14 protein-coding genes are annotated in these 17,905 nt (G+C 66.7%); 10 read left to right on the forward strand and 4 right to left on the reverse strand.

The window, feature by feature from the left end; genetic code table 11:
- Positions 1 to 101: 101 nt before the first annotated feature.
- Together BCO18175_RS20870 and BCO18175_RS20875 are read right to left on the reverse strand one after the other, a co-directional pair.
- Positions 102 to 287, reverse strand: coding sequence for a hypothetical protein (locus tag BCO18175_RS20870; protein WP_027791386.1), 186 nt, complete (start codon positions 285 to 287; stop codon positions 102 to 104).
- 225 nt (positions 288 to 512) lie between these two features.
- Positions 513 to 689 carry a hypothetical protein gene (locus BCO18175_RS20875; RefSeq protein ID WP_006479216.1) on the reverse strand — a complete coding sequence of 59 codons (177 nt, stop codon included), beginning with the start codon at positions 687 to 689 and terminating at the stop codon, positions 513 to 515.
- Positions 690 to 967: 278 nt separating this feature from the next.
- Between BCO18175_RS20875 and BCO18175_RS20880 the strand changes: the two genes are divergently transcribed.
- The 7 genes from BCO18175_RS20880 (at position 968) to BCO18175_RS20910 (ending at position 8,643) form a co-directional block, all read left to right on the forward strand.
- Complete coding sequence (locus BCO18175_RS20880) at positions 968 to 2,383, forward strand: TolC family protein (protein ID WP_174983654.1); 1,416 nt, start codon at positions 968 to 970, stop codon at positions 2,381 to 2,383.
- Positions 2,384 to 2,869: 486 nt separating this feature from the next.
- The gene (locus tag BCO18175_RS20885) at positions 2,870 to 3,907 is read left to right on the forward strand and encodes an aliphatic amidase (protein ID WP_043183421.1); all 1,038 of its coding nucleotides are present in this window, start codon (positions 2,870 to 2,872) and stop codon (positions 3,905 to 3,907) included.
- Positions 3,908 to 3,975: 68 nt separating this feature from the next.
- Positions 3,976 to 4,458, forward strand: coding sequence for an AmiS/UreI family transporter (locus BCO18175_RS20890; RefSeq protein ID WP_174910522.1), 483 nt, complete (start codon positions 3,976 to 3,978; stop codon positions 4,456 to 4,458).
- Positions 4,458 to 5,297, forward strand: coding sequence for a CbbQ/NirQ/NorQ/GpvN family protein (locus BCO18175_RS20895; protein ID WP_174983656.1), 840 nt, complete (start codon positions 4,458 to 4,460; stop codon positions 5,295 to 5,297). The genes BCO18175_RS20890 and BCO18175_RS20895 overlap by 1 nt, the downstream gene beginning before the upstream one ends.
- Entirely contained in the window at positions 5,294 to 6,850 is a 1,557-nt protein-coding gene (locus BCO18175_RS20900) for a nitric oxide reductase activation protein NorD (RefSeq protein ID WP_174983658.1), read from the forward strand. The genes BCO18175_RS20895 and BCO18175_RS20900 overlap by 4 nt, the downstream gene beginning before the upstream one ends.
- 32 nt (positions 6,851 to 6,882) lie before the next feature.
- A complete protein-coding gene (locus BCO18175_RS20905) occupies positions 6,883 to 8,025 on the forward strand; it encodes a transporter substrate-binding domain-containing protein (protein WP_174932346.1) in 1,143 nt (380 codons plus the stop codon).
- A 6-nt stretch (positions 8,026 to 8,031) separates the two neighbouring features.
- Positions 8,032 to 8,643 carry an ANTAR domain-containing response regulator gene (locus BCO18175_RS20910; protein WP_174910533.1) on the forward strand — a complete coding sequence of 204 codons (612 nt, stop codon included), beginning with the start codon at positions 8,032 to 8,034 and terminating at the stop codon, positions 8,641 to 8,643.
- A 22-nt stretch (positions 8,644 to 8,665) separates the two neighbouring features.
- Here BCO18175_RS20910 and BCO18175_RS20915 read toward each other — a convergent pair whose 3' ends face one another.
- Positions 8,666 to 9,115 (reverse strand): winged helix-turn-helix transcriptional regulator, encoded by a 450-nt coding sequence (locus BCO18175_RS20915; protein WP_069251376.1) that lies wholly within the window; start codon positions 9,113 to 9,115, stop codon positions 8,666 to 8,668.
- Between the two features lie 353 nt (positions 9,116 to 9,468).
- Between BCO18175_RS20915 and BCO18175_RS20920 the strand changes: the two genes are divergently transcribed.
- The gene (locus tag BCO18175_RS20920) at positions 9,469 to 10,392 is read left to right on the forward strand and encodes an alpha/beta fold hydrolase (protein WP_174983660.1); all 924 of its coding nucleotides are present in this window, start codon (positions 9,469 to 9,471) and stop codon (positions 10,390 to 10,392) included.
- 86 nt (positions 10,393 to 10,478) lie between these two features.
- Here BCO18175_RS20920 and ggt read toward each other — a convergent pair whose 3' ends face one another.
- The gene (gene ggt / locus BCO18175_RS20925; RefSeq protein ID WP_174983662.1) at positions 10,479 to 12,200 is read right to left on the reverse strand and encodes a gamma-glutamyltransferase; all 1,722 of its coding nucleotides are present in this window, start codon (positions 12,198 to 12,200) and stop codon (positions 10,479 to 10,481) included.
- 397 nt (positions 12,201 to 12,597) lie between these two features.
- On the opposite strand from ggt, the gene BCO18175_RS20930 reads away from it, so the two are divergent.
- Both BCO18175_RS20930 and BCO18175_RS20935 read left to right on the forward strand, forming a co-directional pair.
- Positions 12,598 to 13,122, forward strand: coding sequence for a metal-dependent hydrolase (locus BCO18175_RS20930; RefSeq protein ID WP_174910538.1), 525 nt, complete (start codon positions 12,598 to 12,600; stop codon positions 13,120 to 13,122).
- Between the two features lie 201 nt (positions 13,123 to 13,323).
- Positions 13,324 to 17,901: a DEAD/DEAH box helicase gene (locus BCO18175_RS20935; protein WP_174983664.1), complete on the forward strand. Its 4,578-nt coding sequence runs from the start codon at positions 13,324 to 13,326 to the stop codon at positions 17,899 to 17,901.
- Positions 17,902 to 17,905 lie beyond the last annotated feature (4 nt).

Here is a 17,905-nt window from a genome sequence, read left to right on the forward strand (position 1 = left end):
GGTAGCGGCCCGTGGCGGGTCGTGCGCGATACGCATGGGCGCAGCCGGCACGCTGCCGGCTGCGACGGAAGATCGGTGTTACCGGCTGCTGGGCGGGCCGCTCAGCGCGACGAGCCGAGCGACATCCGGAACTGTTCGACGGCGCGGGTCTGGTACTGGGTCATCAGGCCCTGGAGCGTGGTCCCGATCGACTGGTTGACGAGATCGACCGTATAGGCGGCCGAATTGGAGTAAAGCGACGCGCCGCCGCGAATCTGGCGGGCCTGTTCTTCAGTGATGTCTCGCATTTGTTGTGGCCTTTATATTGTCGGAATGCCCGCCACCGTCAGCCAATTGCAATCTCATTGGCTGTTGACTTTATTACGGGAATAATCCGGCACTCCTGCCTCCTGATAATCTCCCGAACCGAAAATAATGCATTTCGGATTCGCTTTATTTCCACTGCGGCGATCGATTCTTTTCCTTCTGTTTCGCAGCATTTCGCGCGGGGGGCGCCTCCCCGCGCACGGCGGTTACTTGCCGGTGTTATTGAACGTCTTCGGGTTCTGCAGGTAATTGCCGAGGCTCGGCAGGAACTGGCCGAGCGCGGTCACCACCGGCGCCGCGTCAACAGCGAGGCTACCCAGCGAGCTGATCGCACCGCCGCCATGCACATTCCTGACCTGTTCCGTCGTCATGACCTTCATCATTCTCTCCTCGTAAAAAATAAAGATGATGCAAAGAACCTTCATTGAAAGACAAACGGCTTTTAATCCCTAGCGACTTGTTAATCTAATAATCACTGCGATTACGAGCCGAAATCAGGCTATCATGCGAGCGCATCGGAATTCAATGGAGGACACACTCTTACAGGCGCGTTTTCCGATGCGCCACTGATAGCAGGCATTCACGCTGTTTGAATTTCAATTTCAATACGTTTAAATCCCGCCGCAATGCGTTGCGGCACGGGCAGGAGACGGAGACGGCCATGTTTGAAACGAGGTGCGCGAATTGCGGATCGGCGACGCGGAATGCGGGTAATTCCCTATCAAGTTTTTCGACTAGGTGGAATCCCCGACTTGCAACCATGACATTGTTCGCTGTAACGATAGCCGGAATGTCCGCAAACGCGCATGCGTTCTGCCTCGACAACGCCTTCCAGTACGCGGCCGTGCACGATCCGCGCTACCTGCAGGCGCGCAGCGAATACGACGCGGCCCGCCAGAAATTCCCCGAAGCACGCGCGCAGATGTTGCCGCAGGCTGCCGCGCAACTCGAATGGGGACGCTACGGGACGCATGCCAACCTGTTCGGCATCGACGTCAGCGGATCGAGCAATGCCGCCTACGGTTCCGCGCAGGTCACGCAGGCGCTGTTCAACGTGCCCTACCTGTACGACATGCGGCGCGCGACCGAGTACGAGGAATCGGCGAAACAGAAGCTCGAGGTGGCGAGGCAGGACCTGATCCTGCGCGTCGCGAATGCGTGCTTCGACCTGCTGAGCGCGCGCGAAAAACTGCAGTCGGCCGACGACGAAGTGAACGCGCTCACCCGGCTCGAAAGCGATACGCGGCGCATGGCGCAGCTCGGGATGAAGACGATCGGCGATACGGCCGAAATCGAGGCGCGCCGCAGCCTCGCGCAATCCGACGAAGCGCTCGCGCAAACCGATGTCGATGCGCGCCGCGCGCGCTACGAGACGCTGCTCGGTTCGACGATCGATTTCTCGCGCTGGCCGCGGCTCGCGATGCGCGGGTCGTCGCCGCGCATTCCGGCGGGCGAATACGCGCCGCAGGACAACCCCGCGTACCGGCAGGCGTATCGCGACGTCCAGGTCGCGCGGCTCGCCGCGAAGCGCGTCAGCGCCGAGCACTTGCCGACCGTCGACCTGTTCGCGTCGTATTCGCGCGGGCTCAACCCGAACCTGCGCGGGCTCACCGATCGCTCCGACTTCCATCAGAGCGCGGTCGGCGTGCAGGTGACGATCCCGATCTTCTCCGGCGGCAGCGTGTACTACCGGCAGGTGGAAGCCGAGCACGTGACCGAGCAATACCGCAACCGGCTGCGCGAGGTCGAGGAGCAACTGGGCACCGACCATCGCGAGGCGCTGTCCGCGCTCGAATCGGTCGGCAAGCGCATCCGCGCGCTGCAGCAGTCGCTGCAGGCCGCGCGGCTCGCATACGATTCGTCGATGAAGGCGCATCAGGTCGGCTACAGCACGACATACGAAACGCTGAACCTGCGCCGCGACATCTCGGGCATCCGGCAGAAGCTGTTCGACAGCTATCTCGATGCGCTGAAGCTGCAGTTGAAGCTGAAAAGCGTGCTGGGCACGCTCGACGAGCAGTCGCTGATCGCGGTGGACAGCTTCCTCGAAAGCAACGCGGCGAACGACCGGAGCTGAGCATCGTTCGACGCGCATCGGCATGCCCATGAAGGTTGTACGCGCAACCTTCAAGGTAATGCCGATGTGCCGGTTACGACGATCGGTTCGCGCCGACGTGCGCACGATACCGCCCCATCGTCCGCGCAATCTTGCGTCCGACCCCGCTCAATCTCCCGACGCAATGCACGACCCCGGACGCACCCCGCGCAGTCGCCGCTTGATCACGACGTGCAGGGGTATACGCGATGTTGCGTCAAAAAAAAACTTTGCCTAGAGTGCATCCCATCGATCCGGCGGACAAAGACGTCCCACGATCGTGCGCAGCGCGTGCCCGCTAGCCCGCGCTTCGCCGGCCCGACATCGGGCCACCCATCCGCATTCCCGTTATCCGACAGCGTTGTCGGATGAACGGACCGGCAAAGAAGCCCTTGCCTCGCTCGTCGAGGCAAGGGCTTTTTTTTGTCTTTCGAAAACGCACGTCTTCACCCGAACCAGGAGCACACCATGCGTCATGGCGATATTTCCAGCAGCAACGACGCCGTCGGCGTCGCCGTCGTCCAGTACAAGATGCCGCGCCTGCACACGCGCGCCGACGTGATCGCGAACGCCCGCGAAATCGCGGAGCGCGTGGTCGGCATCAAGCGCGGCCTGCCCGGCATGGACCTCATCGTGTTTCCCGAATACTCGACGCACGGGATCATGTACGACGCGAAGGAGATGTACGACACGGCCTCGACGATCCCCGGCGAGGAGACCGACATCTTCGCGGCCGCATGCCGCAAGGCCAATGTGTGGGGCGTGTTCTCGCTGACCGGCGAGCGCCACGAGGAACACCCGAACAAGGCGCCGTACAACACGCTCGTGCTGATCAACAACCAGGGCGAGATCGTGCAGAAGTACCGCAAGATCATGCCGTGGGTGCCGGTCGAAGGCTGGTATCCGGGCGACTGCACGTATGTCGCCGAAGGGCCGAAGGGGCTCAAGATCAGCCTGATCATCTGCGACGACGGCAACTACCCGGAGATCTGGCGCGACTGCGTGATGCGCGGCGCCGAGCTCGTCGTGCGCTGCCAGGGCTACATGTACCCGGCGAAGGACCAGCAGGTGCTCGTGTCGAAGGCGATGGCGTTCATGAACAACTGCTACGTCGCGGTCGCGAATGCGTCCGGGTTCGACGGCGTGTATTCGTATTTCGGCCACTCGGCGATCGTCGGCTTCGACGGCCGCACGCTCGGCGAATGCGGCGAGGAAGAAAATGGCGTGCAGTATGCGGAGCTGTCGGTGAGCCTGATCCGCGACGCGCGCCGCAACATGCAGTCGCAGAACCACCTGTACAAGCTGCTGCATCGCGGCTACACGGGCAAGATCGGTTCCGGCGAATCGCCGAACGGCGTCGCGCAATGCCCATTCGAGTTCTACGCGAACTGGGTGAACGACCCGGACGGCACGCGCCAGGCCGTCGAACGCCTCACGCGCGCGACACCCGGCACGCCCGAATGCCCGATCGAGGGCATCCCGTCCGAAGCGCCCGCGCACCGCTGAGCCCGCGCCCTGCCCGGCCGTTCGCGCCGCGTGCGCGAACGGCTCCGTCTCTCTCTGGAGCCTCCATCATGCTCGGTGTCGCTCTCTTCTTCATCGGCGCGGTGCTGGTCGTCAACGGCGTCGCGCTCACCGGTCGCATCGAACCGCGCGACGCAGCCGGCCTGAACCTGCTCGTCGGGCTGCTCGCGTTGCTGATCAACCTCGTCGGCCTCGTGCAGGCCTCGGCGCCGCAGCAATATTTCTCGAGCGCGGGCGGCCTGCTGTTCGCATTCACGTACCTGTATCTCGCCGCCGTCCAGTGGCGCGGGCTGCAAGGCGCGGGCCTCGGCTGGTACTGCCTGTTCGTCGCGATCAGCGCGCTCGTCTATGCCGGCACGTCGCATGACGTGCGCTTCGGCACGATGTGGCTGCTGTGGTCGAGCCTGTGGTTCCTGTTCTTCGTCGCGCTCGGGCTGAAGCGGCGCGTGCGCTTCCTGCCCGGCTACACGATCGCGATCGGCGTCGGCACCTGCTGGCTGCCCGGCATGCTGATGATGACCGGGAGGTGGTAATGAGCGCACGCGATACGCCGCTTGCCACCGATCCGCTTGCCGGGCACCGCATTGCCGACGCACCGTTCTACCAGGCTGCCGGCGCCGAGGCCGCCTGGTTCGAGACGGCCTGCCGCCATCACCTGCCGGTGCTGCTGAAAGGGCCGACCGGCTGCGGCAAGACCCGTTTCGTCGAGTACATGGCGTGGCGCATGGGCCTGCCACTGATCCAGGTCGCGTGCAACGACGATACGTCGGCCGCCGACCTGACCGGCCGCCACCTGCTCGACGCCGACGGCACCTACTGGGCCGACGGGCCGCTCACGCTCGCGGCGCGGCATGGCGCGATCTGCTATCTCGACGAGATCGTCGAGGCGCGCCCCGATGCAACGGTCGTGATCCATCCGCTGACCGATTCGCGGCGCGTGCTGCCGCTCGACCGGCTCGGCGAGGTCGTGCATGCGCATCCGGATTTTCATCTGGTGATCTCGTACAACCCCGGCTATCACGGCGAGCACCGGCGGTTGAAGCCGTCGACGCGGCAACGTTTCGTCGCGATCGATTTCGGCTATCCGGATGCCGCGCATGAAGCCGACGTCGTCGTGCGCGAAAGCGGCGCCGACCGGGAAACCGCGCGCCGGCTCGTCGATCTCGCCCACCGTACGCGCGCGCTGGCGCAGGCGGGCAACGGGCTCGACGAAGGTGCATCGACGCGCCTGCTCGTGCACGCGGCCCGGCTGATCGTCGCGGGGCTTGCGCCGCTCGATGCGTGCCGGATCGCGATCAGCGACGCGGCGACCGACGACGCCGACACGCGTGCCGCGTTGCAGACGATGGCCGCCGCGCACTTCGCGACATGAGCGCGCTGCAACTCGCCCGCTTCCTGCACGGAATGACCGCGCACGAGACCGACGTGCGGCTCGACGATGCGGCGCTGCGCGCGACGCTCGGCCATGCCGCGTTGCGTGTGCCGAGCGCGTTGCCGCCCGATGCGCGCATCGCGGCGGCCGCGCACGCGCTGGCACACTGGCGGCACTCGCCTTCCGGCGAACCGGCCGACAAGCTGACGCCGATCGGCATCGCGATCGCCGGGCTGATCGAAGATGCGCGCGTCGAGGCGCTGCTTGCACACACATGGCCGGGGCTCGCGACGTTCTGGGCGCCCGCGTTCGCGCCGATCGACCGCGAAGGGCTCACGTTCGGCCGCCTGTGCGCGCGGCTGGCGAAAGCGCTGTTCGATCCGTCATATCGCGACGGCAACCCGTGGGTCGACAAGGGCGTGCAACTGTTCAACGATCACCGCGATGCGCTCGACGACTACCGCGCGTTCCGCACGATCGCATCGCGGCTCGCGAACGATCTCGGCCAGATGCGCGTGCGCTTCGAAACCGACGACAGCGCATGGCTGCCCTATCGCGACGACAACGCGTGGCTGTGGGCGCAGCCGGCCGCCGCGGCCGAACAGGCCGGCAACGAAGGCGTCGAGATGTCGGCCTCGACCGGCGGCCACGGCGACGAACCGGACGACGAACCGCCGCCCGCGCCCGATGCGCCGCGCTATCCCGAATGGAATTGCCACACCCAACGTGAACGCCGCGACTGGACGACGATCGTCGAACGCCCGCCGGCCACGTCGGTACCACCCCGTTCGCTTGCCGCACTGATCGAAGCCGACCGGCGCACGGCGAAGCGGGTGCCGTCTCCGCGTGCGGCCGAGCCGATGCGGCGCGTCGGCCGCCAGCTCGACGGCGATGCGCTCGACGTCGACGCCGTGATCGCCGCACGGATCTCACGCCGTGCCGGGCATGCGCCCGATCCGCGCGTGTTTCGCCGCCGCATGGCGCAGGACGCGTGCGGGCCCGTGCTGATCCTGCTCGACCTGTCGGCGTCGACGGCCGCGCAGGTCGCCACGCTCGAAAAGAGAGCGGCGTTCGTGCTCGGCGACCTGTTCGACCAGCAGCGGCGCCGCTGGGCCGTGCACGGCTACACGTCGGACGGCCGGCATCGCGTGTACTACGCACGCTTCAAGGATTTCGGCGAAGCGTTCGACACTGGCCGTCGTGCGGCGCTGCTTGCGGCCGACAGCGGGATGAGTACGCGCACGGGCGCCGCACTGCGCCATGCGCTGGCGTTGCTGCACCGCGAAGCCGCGAGCGCACGGGCCGCCGTGCTGATGATCGGCGACGGCGAAGCCGCCGACATCGACGTGTTCGACCCGCGCTACCTCGTCGAGGATGCGCGCCACGCGGCACGCCAGGGCCGGCGGCGTGGCGTCGCGATCGCCGGTTTGTCGTTCGGCGCGCCGCCCGGGTTGTCTACAATACTTGGCGTCGGCCCGAGCTGCGTCCACGCGGCGAACGGCGACGCATTGCCGGCCGTCGTCGCGCACGCGGCCGGGCGGCTGACCGCGTGACGGCCCCACCCGGAAGAGACAGGAAAGACCGAATGAACAGTGTGAAGGTTGGCGTATTGTTCTCGCAAAGCGGATGCACGTCGCACCTCGGCCAGAGCCAGTTGCGCGGCACGCTGCAGGCAATCGCCGAGATCAACGAGGCGGGCGGCGCGAACGGCTGCGAGATCGTGCCGGTCGTGCGCGATGCCTGTTCGGACCCGGCCGTCTACGCGCGGCTCGCCGAAGAGCTGATCGCCACCGAGCGCGTGAACGTGCTGTTCGGCGCGTACATGTCGAGCAGCCGCAAGGCGCTGATTCCGATCGTCGAGAAGTGGGACAAGCTGCTGTTCTACCCGACGCTCTACGAAGGCTTCGAGTTCTCGCCGAACGTGATCTACACGGGCGCGGCGCCCAACCAGAACAGCGTGCAGCTCGCCGCGTTCATGACCGCGCAGTTCGGCGCGCGCGTGTACCTGGTCGGGTCCGACTACATCTACCCGTACGAGTCGAACCGCATCATGATCGACCTCGTCACGCAGCATCCGGAAGGCCAGATCCTCGGCGAGGTGTACATGCCGCTCGTCGCGTCCGAGCAGGATTTCGCGGCGGTGGTCGAGGACATCCGCGCGAAGGCGCCCGACTTCGTGTTCAGCACGCTGGTGGGCGACAGCACGGCAGCGTTCTACCGCGCGTATGCGCAAGCCGGCCTCGATGCGCGCAAGATGCCGATCGCGAGCCTGACGACCTCCGAGATCGAGCTCGGCCAGATGGGCGCGGCCGCGGCCGGCCACTACACGTCATCGCCCTATTTCCAGACCATCGATTCGGACGTGAACCGGCGCTGCATCGCGCAGCTCAAGGCGCGTTTCGGCGACGACGCGAGCGCGTCCGCGCCATGGGAAGCCGCGTATTTCCAGGTGCACCTGTTCGCCAACGCGCTCGCGCGTGCCGGCACCGACCAGCGCGACCGGCTCGTCGAACATCTCGCGGATGCGGAATTCGACGCGCCGCAAGGGCGCGTGAAGATCGACCGGCTCACGCAGCACACGTGCCTCTACCCGCGCATCGGCTGCGCGACGGCCGACGGCAATTTCACGATCGTGCGCGAAGCGACGCGGCGCGTGCATCCCGATCCGTACCTCGTCACGCATTCGCTCGGCGACCGCGTGCACGCGCCCGACGAACAGAAGGCGTAACCGACGATGCGCGCCCGCACCCCGATCCGCTCGACGCCTCGCCTGCTCGCCGAACTGCGCTCGCTGCGCGTGATGGTGTACTACCCGGATGACGACAACGGCCTGCTGCTCGTCGAACAGCTCTCGCGCATCGGCTGCCCGACCGAGCAGCGCTGGCCGCCGCCCGCCGCGTTGCCGGAAAGCGTCGACCTCGTGATTCTCGCGGTCCGGCCCGACCTGCTGCACCTGTCGATCCCGTGGCTGGAGGACGACGCACGGCCGCCGCTCATCGCCGTCACGACCTACGAGAGCCCGACGATCCTCGAACTGATGCTGCGCATCGATGCGCAGAGCGCGGTGACGACGCCGGTGCGCTCGTTCGGCCTGTTGAGCGCGATGGCGCTCGCGTGCCACCAGAGCCGCCGGCACGACGAATACCGGCGCCGCATCGCACAGCTCGAACAGCGCGTGATGTCCGCGCGCACGCTGCAGGAAGCGAAGACGCTGCTGATGCAGCACAACGCGATCAGCGAGGAAGAGGCCTATCAGCAGATTCGCTCGCAGGCGATGGAACGGCGCATCTCGATCAACCAGCTCGCCGAGCAGATCGTACAGGCGCACGCGCTGCTGAAGCGGTAACTCAAGTGCGATCGGCCGCGCGTCAATCCGGCGGCGGCAGCACAACAGTGTCTTCCGGCCCGAGCACGCGCCCGTCCTGCGACCGCAGTTCCAGTTTCCTGACCGGCAATCCGCTCTTGCGGTCGACGAGCAGCACGTGCGCCTCGTCCGGTTCGAAGAAGAAATCCTCGCCCCACTGACGCAGCGCGACGAGCAGCGGAAACAGGCCGCGCCCTTTCTCGGTCAGCACGTATTCGTGATGCGCGCCGCCGTCCGCGGCCGGCACGATGTCCATGATCCCGTGCGCGACCAGGTTGCGCAGACGCGCGGCCAGGATGTTCTTGGCCAGCCCGAGGTTCTTCTGGAATTCGCCGAAGCGGCGCAGCCCGTCGAACGCATCGCGCACGATCAGCAGCGACCACCAGTCGCCGATCGCGTCCAGCGGGCGGGCAACGCCGCAGGGGGAATCCTCGTGCGTGGTTCGTCTGTTCATCGATGCATGGGGCGACGCCGTTCCCTGAATGCGGGTGGAACGGCGGTCGGGTCCGTTGAAATGAATGGTTGCAATATAAAACTCGTTACACGAAAGATCAATCGCCCGAGGCCCGACTGTTCGCGTTCGACGAACGGAATGGTCGATTCGGGCCTGATTGGCACTTCAACTCCTATGTCCAGCCGATAAATTCCGGCACTGTTCCCTTCCGACGCATCATCACGCACCCATGGCGCAGTCCATCCAAGGTTGGCCCGGACATCTTTTTGGTTGCAACTTGAAACCTAATATCCTACGCTTCGATTCGGTTTCAACTTGAAACCAACCTGTCCGACTATCCGAAGGAGCGTTCGATGATCAGGCCCGATGCCACGTTCGATGGCACCTTTCCATTCGCCCCGCATTTCGACGACACATCCGGCTTCCGGATGCACTACGTGGACGAAGGCCCGCACGACGGCGAAACCATCCTGTGCCTGCATGGCGAACCCACGTGGGGCTATCTGTTCCGCCACCTAGTTACGGCGCTGAGTCCGACGCATCGCATCGTCGTCCCCGATCACATGGGCTTCGGCAAAAGCGCGACGCCGCAGGGCCGCAGCTACTGGCTGCAAGACCATATCGACAATCTTGAGCGCTTCGTGCTCGCGCTCGACCTGGATCGCATCACGCTCGTGATGCACGACTTCGGTGGCCCGGTCGGCATGGGGCTGGCCGCACGACATCCGGGTCGTATCCGGCGCATCGTGTCCGCGAACGGGCCGACTCCGTTCGGCCAGCCCGACCTGGTCGAGCGCCTGACCGCGAACGGCCGCGATGCGCCTTGGTTCCAGTGGATCATGCGCGCGGCGGCGGACGATACGCTGGAGACGGTGCTCGGTCAGCTCGGCTTCAACATCCTGAGCACGTTGAAGCTGAACGGGTTCGAAAATCACGCGGTCATCAACGACACCTGGATCGCCGCATATGGCGCGCCGTTCGCGCAGCCTGAGGACTGCGTCGGCGCGATCGGATGGGCCCGCGGGTTTGCCGCCGGCGCGCACCGGTTCGAGGAGCCCGATGCGGCGGCGCTGCGCGCGATACGCGAAAAGCCCGCGCTCGCGATCTGGGGAGACGCCGATCGAACGCTCGGCGCCGAACACTTCCTGCCGCTCTTTGCGGCCCTGTTTCCGGCCGCGCCCGTCGAACGGCTGGCGGGCGTCGGGCACTACTGCTTCGAGGATGCGCCCGACGTCATCGCGGCACGCATCGCCGGATTCATCCGGTCCACCGGCTGAGTGCGTTCCGCAGCCGGCGGCACGACACCCGGCTGTGGAACATGGCGTGCGCGGCCGCCTTCGCCACCGCGCACGCCCCGTTCACGTCAGTGAATGATCCGCGTCACGCCACGCCCGCGCGGGTCGGCCATCGCTTCCGGCGTCTTGCCGTCGATCTTGATCACCTGGATGTCGCCGCTGAAATCCTGCCCCTTCAGCGTATAGCCGCGCGCCTCGATCTGCTTCGCGAGTTCGCCTTCGATCGGGTGGTACGGCTCCCAGAAGATCGTGTTCGGCGGCAGCAGTTGGTGATGGAAGCGCATCGCGCCAACCGCTTCCTTCAACGGCATCTTGAAGTCGTAGATGTTGTTGATCACCTGGAAGATCGACGTGAAGATGCGCGAGCCGCCCGGCGTGCCGATCACGAGCGATACCTTGCCGTCCTTGGTCATGATCGTCGGCGACATCGACGACAGCGGGCGCTTCTTCGGTTCGATCGCGTTCGCGTCGCTGCCGACCACGCCGAACATGTTCGCGACACCCGGCTTCGCGGAGAAGTCGTCCATTTCGTCGTTCAGCACGATGCCCGTGCCGTCGGCGATCACGCCCGAGCCGAAGTAGCCGTTGATCGTGTACGTGTTCGACACCGCATTGCCCCACTTGTCGACCACCGAGAAGTGCGTCGTTTCAGCCTTTTCCGGCATCGTCGTGCCGAGGCCCGGCTGCACGCTCTTCGTATCCGACGGTTCCTTCGGGTTGACTTCGCCCGCCCGCTTCGCGATGTATGCGTTGTCGGTCAGCTGCGCGATCGGCACCTTGTAGAAATCCGGATCGCCGAGATACTGCGCACGATCGGCGAACACGCGCTTCTCGATTTCCGCGACGAGGTGGATGTACTGCGGCGAGTTGAGCTTCACGCCCTCGAAGTCCTGCTTGAGGTCGGCCTTCATCTTCAGCAGCTGCACGAGGCCGATGCCGCCCGAGCTCGGAGGCGGCGCGGTAATCACGTCATAGCCGTTCCACTTCGCCTGCACCGGCTGGCGCCACACCGCGCGGTACTGCGCGAGATCTTCGGTGGTGATCAGCCCGTTGCCGTCACCGGTCTTCATCGATGCGGCGATCAGCTCGGCCGTCTTGCCCTTGTAGAAACCTTCCGCGCCGTCGTCCGCAATGCGCGTGAGCACGTCGGCGAGATCCGGCTGCTTGAAGTTCACGCCGGCCTTCAGCCCGGAAAAATACTTGTCGAAGTTGGTCTTGCCGCCGAACTCCTTCGATGCGTCGACGCCGCGCTGCGCGAGCTGTTCGTCGACGACGAAACCGTCGCGCGCATAGTGGATCGCCGGCGCGAGCACCTGCTTCCATTTCAGCTTGCCGAAGCGCTTCTGCGCTTCCCACATGCCCGCGACCGTGCCCGGCACGCCGACCGCGCGCGGACCATACAGGCTCATGCCCTTGACGACGTTGCCGTCCTTGTCGAGATACATGTCCTTCGTCGCGGCGAGCGGTGCACGTTCGCGGTAGTCGATGAAGTACGGCTTGCCGTCCTTGTAGATCGTCATGAAGCCGCCGCCGCCGATGTTGCCGGCTTCCGGATACGTGACGGCGAGCGTGAATGCGATCGCGACGGCCGCGTCGATCGCGTTGCCGCCTTCCTTGAAGATCCGCTCCGCGGCATCCGCGCTGTACTTGTCGGCCACCGCAACGGCCGAGCTCGTCAGGACGGCCGGCTGCGGCCCCTTCGCATAGACGGGCGCGTTCGGCAGGAAGCCGATGCCGGCCACCGTCGCGAGCACGACGGCGGATGATTTGAAGCGATTCAGCGTAGTCATTGCATGTCCCCCATGTGGATCTCCTTCAGGCAGGAAAAGCACCTGTTCCGCTCATGGCCGCCGGCACGCCGACGGCCATCTCCGGTTTCGTAGTATAGGGGGACAAAAAGGGTCGAACACGTGGCGTGCGACGAAAGCGCATTCGTCGTGTGCGCGCGATCATGCTGCGGCTTCCGAACATGCATGCGGATCGGTCGAAATTGCACGTGATGCACATCATCACGCAGCGCACAAAACCGAAAGTTGCGAACTGCGCGACGGGCCACGCGGCACGTGCAAAAAAATCTGCAAACGGCCCTCCCGCACCACGAGACGATCTGCGAAGATAGCGCCCCGCTTTCGCACCGCATCATTTTTTCGTTCACGCTCCGCTTCACGTTTCTTCGTCTCGCTTCCTATGGCATCACACAATGCGCATCATGCGTCCGGCTTCGCAGCCGGAGTCGCCGCCGCCGTCCTCGTCGCACAAACCGGGGCAACAGGCCCGTGGCATTCGGGCCTGTTCGCCGCATTCGCGGCGGGCGTCGCGGGCGGCACCGCGCCCGACTGGCTCGAAGTCGCATGGTGGAGCCGCAAGCGCCGCCTGTGGATCACGCATCGCACCGTCACGCACTGGGGCATCGGCTGGATCGCGCTGCTCGCGCTCGGGTGGCACGGGCTCATCCATCATCCGCATCCGCTGTGGGCCGCGCCGCTGTTCGGCTTCGCGTGCGGCGGCGTGATGCACCTGCTCGCCGACTGGCCGAACCCGCTCGGCGTGCCGTGGATCTGGCGGCGTCATTCGCTGAACCTGTGGAACAGCGGGAATTGCGACCTGATCGTCGTGGCCGCCGCATGGGGCGGCACGCTGTGGCTCGCGCAGTCGTTGTGGTCGCGTGCGCCGCTGCTCGAACACTGGCTCGGCTGGCTGAATCGCGTTTAGTTGCAATTTGACGCAATTCGGCGCGCGATCGGCATGCCGACGCGCATGCAACTTTCCGTTCATTGAAAGTACGGTGCGGGCCCCCATCTGAATCCGAATCGTCGACCTGCGTGCCCGGCACGCACGCGCGACGTCTGGCACACTGACGATTCGATTCGCACGCGCACCTTCCGCGCGCTTGCACCCCATTTCAACGCTCCGATGGACGTCACCGCTACCCGCCCTGCCGCCAGTGCGCTCGACGTGTTCCACCCGGCCGTCGCCGCGTGGTTCCGGCGCACGTTCGCCGCGCCGACCGGCGCGCAGGCGCTCGCGTGGCCGCACATCAAGGCCGGCCGCTCGACGCTGGTCGCCGCGCCCACCGGCTCCGGCAAGACGCTCACCGCGTTCCTGTGCGCGCTCGACGAGCTGGTGCGCGATGCGCTCGCGCACGACGGCACGCTGCCCGACGCGACGCTCGTCGTGTACGTGTCACCGCTGAAGGCGCTGTCGAACGACATCCACGTGAACCTCGATGCGCCGCTGGCCGGCATCGCCGAATCGCTCGCGCAACTCGGCCTGCCGGTGCCGGCGATCCGCACCGCCGTGCGCACCGGCGACACGACGCAGGCCGAGCGCGCCGCGCTGCGCAAGCGCGCGCCGCACATCCTCGTGACGACACCCGAATCGCTGTACGTACTGCTGTCGTCCACGTCGGGGAGGCAGATGCTGTCGAACGTGCGCTCGGTCATCGTCGATGAAATCCATGCGCTCGCGTCATCGAAGCGCGGCAGCCATCTCGCGTTGTCGCTCGAACGTCTCGACGCGCTGGCCGGTCGTGCGCTGCCGCGCATCGGGCTGTCAGCCACGCAGAAGCCGATCGACGCGGTCGCGCGGTTCCTGGTCGGTGGCCCGGCTGACGCGCCGCGTGACTGCACGATCGTCGACACGGGCCACGCGCGCGAGCGCGACCTCGCGCTCGAACTGCCGAACGTGCCGCTCGAACCCGTGATGGCAACCGACGTGTGGGAACAGGTGTACGACCGCATCGCCGGCCTCGCGGCCGCGCATCGCACGACGCTGGTGTTCGTCAACACGCGGCGCACCGCCGAGCGCATGGCGCGCCATCTCGCCGACCGGCTCGGCAAGGAAGCGATCGCCGCGCATCATGGCAGCCTCGCGAAGGAGCACCGCTTCGACGCCGAGCAGCGCCTGAAGCGCGGCGAACTGAAGCTGCTCGTCGCCACCGCATCGCTCGAACTCGGCATCGATATCGGCGACGTCGATCTCGTCTGCCAGGTCGGCTCGCCGCGCGGGATCGCACCGTTCCTGCAGCGCGTCGGCCGCTCCGGGCACCATGTCGGCGGCGTGCCGAAGGGCCGGCTCTTTCCGCTGTCGCGCGACGAACTCGTCGAATGCGCGGCGCTGCTCGATTGCGTGCAGCGCGGCGAGCTCGACACGCTGCGCATTCCCGAAGCGCCGCTCGACGTGCTCGCGCAGCAGATCGTCGCCGAAGTGGCGTGCACGGAATGGCAGGAAGACGCGCTGTATGCAAGCTTCACGCGCGCGGCGCCGTACGCGCGGCTGACGCGCGAGCGCTTCGACGAAGTCATGACGATGCTCGCCGAAGGTTTCACGAGCCGGCGCGGCGTGCGCGGCGCATACCTGCATCGCGACGTGGTCGGCGGCACCGTGCGCGGGCGCCGCAACGCGATGATGACTGCGACCACGTCGGGCGGCACGATCCCCGACATGGCCGACTACGCTGTGCTGCTCGAACCGCAGGGCATCCAGGTCGGCACCGTCAACGAGGATTTCGCGATCGAGAGCCTCGCGGGCGACGTGTTCCAGCTGGGCAACCAGTCGTACCGGATCATTCGCGTGGAAACAGGCCGCGTGCGTGTCGAGGACGCTCAAGGCCAGTCGCCGAACATTCCGTTCTGGCTCGGCGAGGCGCCGGGGCGCAGCGACGAGCTGTCGGCGGCGGTCGGCCGGCTGCGCGCGCGGCTCGACGGACTGTTCGCGGATGGCGAGCGGCAAGGGCATGCCGGAGGCAGTGAACGCACTGACGTCGATATCGGCGGGAAGACGGCTGCTGGAGTCAAGGCGACGACCAAATCCAAGACCAAGGGCGGTGCAAAATCGACGCGACGTGTTAAAGCCGAAGCCGAAGCCGAAGCCGAAGCCGAAGCCGAAGCCGAAGCCGAAGCCGCGATCAGTGTACGAAACGACGTCGCCCGTGCCGCCCCTGCCAGCCCGGCCGAAAGCCGCCTCATGCCGGCGTTGCGCTGGCTCGTCGACGATCTGCACCTGTCGCCCGACGCCGCGCACCAGATCACCGACTACCTCGCACGCACCCGCGCCGCGCTCGGCGCGCTGCCGACGCAGGACACGCTCGTGATGGAGCGCTTCTTCGACGAATCGGGCGGCACGCAGCTCGTGATCCATTCGCCGTTCGGCAGCCGGATCAACCGCGCCTGGGGGCTTGCGCTGCGCAAGCGCTTTTGCCGCAGCTTCAACTTCGAACTGCAGGCAGCCGCGACCGACGACGCGATCATCCTGTCGCTGTCGCTCGCGCACAGCTTCGCGCTCGACGAAGTGTGGCACTACCTGCGTTCGGCCAGCGCCGAGCACGTGCTGATCCAGGCACTGCTCGACGCGCCGTTGTTCGGCGTGCGCTGGCGCTGGAACGCGACGACCGCGCTCGCGCTGCCGCGCTTCACCGGCGGCAAGCGTACCGCGCCGCAACTGCAGCGGATGAAGAGCGAGGACCTGCTCGCGACCGTGTTCCCCGATCAGGTCGCGTGCCTCGAGAACATCGTCGGCGAGCGCGAGATTCCGCATCACCCGCTCGTCGACCAGACGCTAGACGACTGCCTGCACGACGCGATGGACACCGATGGCTGGCTTGCGCTGCTGCGCCGGATCGAAAGCGGCGCGATCGAACTCGTCGCGCGCGACCTGCCCGCGCCGTCGCCGCTCGCGGCCGAGATCCTGAACGCAAAGCCCTACGCGTTCCTCGACGATGCACCGCTCGAGGAGCGCCGCACGCAGGCCGTACAGTCGCGCCGCTGGAGCGATCCCGAATCGGCCGACGAGCTCGGCGCGCTCGACGCCGACGCGATCGATGCGGTGCGCGACGAAGCATGGCCGCTCGTGCGCGACGCCGACGAAATGCACGACGCGCTGCTCACGCTCGCGTGCATCGCCGACAGTGAAGCACGCGTACACGAAGGCTGGCCCGACCGCCTCGCGGAGCTCGCCGAACGCCGCCGCGCAACGAAACTGGTTGTGCCCGATGGCGCCGCCCTGTGGGTGCCGGTCGAACGGCTCGTGTGCCTGCGTACGCTGCATCCGGACGCGCGCATCGCGCCGGCGCTCAAGGTACCGGCTGCCTGCGCGCAGCCGTGGGAAGCGGATGCCGCACTCGTCGACGTGATCCGCGCACGGCTCACCGGCTTCGGCCCGCTTGCCCTCGATTCGATCGCGACACCGCTCGGCCTGCCGCCTGCGTCGATCGCGACGGCACTCGCAGCGCTGGAGCGCGAAGGCTATGTGATGCGCGGCCGGTTCACGCCGGGCACAACGACGGACGAATGGTGCGAACGCCATCTGCTTGCGCGCATTCATCGCTATACGGTGAAGCGGCTGCGCCGCGAGATCGAGCCGGTCGAGCGCGCCGATTTCATGCGCTTCCTGTTCCACTGGCAACATCTGGCGCCCGACACGCGCGGCACGGGCCGCGATGCACTCGCGGCCGTGGTCGAACAGTTCGAAGGCTACGAGGCCGCGGCGAGTGCATGGGAAGACGCGCTGCTGCCCGCGCGGCTCACCGACTACATGGCGGGCGGGCTCGACGAGCTGTGCCGCTCCGGCAAGCTCGTGTGGACCCGCATCGGCGCACCGGCGCGCGCAGCCGGCACCCCCGTGAAGACGACGCCGATCGTGCTGCTGCCGCGCCGCCACCTCTCCGCGTGGCAGGCGTTGCGCGATCCCGATGCGCAGCCGGCGCTGTCCGCGCGGGCCACGCAGGTACGCGACGCCCTCGCCGCGCACGGCGCGATGTTCTTCGACGCGCTGCTCGACGACCTGCACATGCTGCCCGTCGAACTTGAACAGGCGCTCGGCGAACTCGTGTCGGCCGGCCTCGTGAATGCGGACAGCTACGCTGGCCTGCGTGCGCTGCTGAAACCGGCCGTCAAGCGCAGCGCGACCTATGCGCCGCGCACGCGGCGCGGCGGCGCGCTGATCGGCGGGATGGACGACGCCGGCCGCTGGGCACTCGTACAACGCCACGCGCCGGCGGACGATGCACCGGCACCGAAACGCGGCCAGGCGACCGACCCCGACGCGCTCGAACACATCGCATGGACGCTGCTGCGCCGCTACGGTGTCGTGTTCTGGCGGCTGCTCGAACGCGAAGCCGACTGGCTGCCGAGCTGGCGTGAACTCGTGCGCGTGCTGCAGCGTCTCGAAGCGCGCGGCGAGATTCGCGGCGGACGCTTCGTCGCCGGGCTCGCGGGCGAACAGTTCGCGCTGCCCGAAGCGATTCCGATCCTCCGTGAACTGCGGCGGCAACCGGGCAACGGACAGTATGTGTGCGTGACGGGCGCCGATCCGCTGAATCTTGCCGGCACGCTGCTGCCCGGCGACAAGGTGCCGGCGCTGGCCGGCAATCGCGTGTTGTTCCGTGACGGCGTGCCCGTCGCATCGCTGGTCTCGGGAGCGTTCCACTACGCGCCCGAACTGTCGCCCGCCGCGCGCGAGGATGCCCGCCTGCGGCTCGCGCGCCACTGCTGACATC

Source organism: Burkholderia lata (genome assembly GCF_902499335.1).
GTDB lineage: Bacteria > Pseudomonadota > Gammaproteobacteria > Burkholderiales > Burkholderiaceae > Burkholderia > Burkholderia lata_B.